The 2,449-nt window shown below is 40.5% G+C and carries 1 protein-coding gene; it reads right to left on the minus strand.

The genetic code is table 11. The features are described 5' to 3' along the window. Window positions 1-150: 150 nt before the first annotated feature. Window positions 151-2,019, minus strand: a complete 1,869-nt coding sequence (locus tag DWU89_RS19945; RefSeq protein ID WP_115501381.1) for a tetratricopeptide repeat protein — start codon at window positions 2,017-2,019, stop codon at window positions 151-153. Window positions 2,020-2,449 lie beyond the last annotated feature (430 nt).

Raw genomic sequence — 2,449 nt, forward strand, 5'->3', positions numbered from 1 at the left:
TACGTGACAAAGGAAGGCCTTATATTTGACGTAAACAAATAAAAAACAATCTATTTTTATAAATATTGAATTTTCGGAGCTTTTAGACCGTAAATGCAGGTGTATTATCAGCTTTTACCAAAATACAGATGTGACAACTTCGCTTTCGTATCAACTTTCAAGCCTGTACAAGCCTGTTATAGTAGCAATAGATATTCCAAGAAAGTTAATGAAGTTCCCCCCCCATGAAATATCGGGTGAGCCCTCCTTCTGCCAAGTTTCATACATCTTACAGAGGGAACTAAATTCTTCTTTGCTTTTCAGCTCCTGTTGTAATTGCATTTCTTTTTCCGATCGTAGTCTTTCCATTTCTAAACATAAAGTTTCCATCTCCTGCTTTGTTTTCTGTTGCTCATCCGTCAGAATCCCGATCTGCTCTTTATATTGCTTTTCTTCTTTCGACATCGAACTTAACTGCTGATCTTGTTGGCTAAGCAATAAATCTTTTTGATTGATTAAAACGTCTTTTTCATGCAGTATTCTTTCCTTTTCTCCAATTGCTTCCTGCCATTGGGTTTCGATCTCTTCCAACTTTCGTTCATATTCAGCCTGTTGTTTCCGGTTATCTTCCTTCAGTATATGGACTCGTTCATTTCTTTCCCGAACCAAACGGTCTTTTTCCTCCTGAATATGACAAAGTGATTGCTGAGCCGTTTCCAATTTCGCACTATTCTCGTTCAGCTCTTTGTTTTTGACAGATAATTGCCTCCTATTTTCATCCAACCTTTTCTGTGTTTCCTGATTGCGCAATCTCTGCAAAGACAACTTCTTATTAAAATAGAAATAGATAGACGTACCGACAATCAAACTCGCCAATACCAGGATTATCAACACAAATATCCGAATTCTGGCTTCTTGCATTTGCCTGTAGTGCCGGCTCTCTACCCGCTCCTTGTTATATAAAGCTTTTACCCGTTCCAATTCCTGAGGACGATAAACATGCTCAATGGAATCTCTTAACTGCAAATAGGTCTCATTATACATGAAAGCAGAATCATATGCCCTGCTTTCTTTCGCCAATTGATATAACAGGCGATTGGCATTGCATTGAATAAATACATTTTCACTCCCCAAAATCTTTTCAATATAAAACAAAGCAGAATCGTTTTTCCCCAAGACATGATAAATATCTCCCAGATTATAATATTCTGTATCCAGAAATTTCGGATTATCGGTGCTTTCTAATGCACCCCGATAATATTCCAATGCTGTGGTATATTCTCCTCGCTCTTCACTAATATTACCAAGAGAGGTAAGAATTGTACCTCTTTGTCCTTGAGCATGACCCTCATTTGCCAATTGCAACGCTTTCTCATAATAAATGAAGGCACTGTCAAGTAAATTCAGTCCATGCAAACTTTTTCCGACATTGCATAATGTATTGACCATACCTGCCGTATCTGAATCATTGGTATACGCCTGATACGCTTCTTTATAATAAACAATACTTTCCCGCTGATTCATATTTTTCCAATACAAACTTCCCAAATGATTATTTATACGAGCCCGTAAATTAAAATCAGGCGTTTGAGCCACTTGCTCCTTCGCATTCAAATAGGCTTCCAGTGCCTCTTCTTCCAAATCCAGATCTGACAACACCCTCCCCTGGCAATAATAAGCCTGTGCTTTCCGTAACGGATCTTTCTGTTTCTCAAAATACCTTACCGCCACCCCGATCACCGAATCCGACGTATGCTCCACATAATTCTTATCCCGCGCCTGCGTGACCAGCAAACACCAGGTGGCATATTCTGCCGCCGAAAGGTTTTCCGGAGACTGCACGGATTCCAGCAGGCACAGCGAACTGTCCGGCCGGCTGTCCATAAGAGTTTCGGCTTCCTGCAATAAAGGGAGGATATGAGGTGTTTTTTGGCAAGCGGTCAGGCCAACGATAAACAAGAATAGTATCAAGTAAATGTATCTTTTCATCTTTGTAGCGTTTATTGATGCAATGATACAAATACCTTTCTTTATTTCCATATTATTTTGTTGACAATTTGTTGACACTTGAATATTCCGCACTAAAACAGAAATTTACAATAACCCCCTATTTTTCTATTTCACCTCAAAAAATGAACGATTTCAATTTGACTTTTCGCTACCGAAACAGCACATTTCGTGACAAACGGACCGGTGGCCTGCGCAGCCCGTTCTAAAAGGATGACATTTGTCAAACCGGAACAGAGACTTCCCGACATTCCGATAAAGCTTAACTCCCGGAGAATCGAATATTTGAAAGCATGAAGGGGAAGGGACAGGAATATGGCAAGGATTCGGAGGCTATTTTTCGGTAAACAGGCAGCTCTTTTCCATTACGACCGTCCTAATCGCCATTACGACCGTCCTAATCTTCGCGAGGTGCCGAGTGCACTACCTATTAGCACGGTCGCGGTGGCGATTAGGACGGTCG

The sequence above is a fragment of the Parabacteroides acidifaciens genome, assembly GCF_003363715.1.
Classification (GTDB): Bacteria; Bacteroidota; Bacteroidia; order Bacteroidales; family Tannerellaceae; genus Parabacteroides; species Parabacteroides acidifaciens.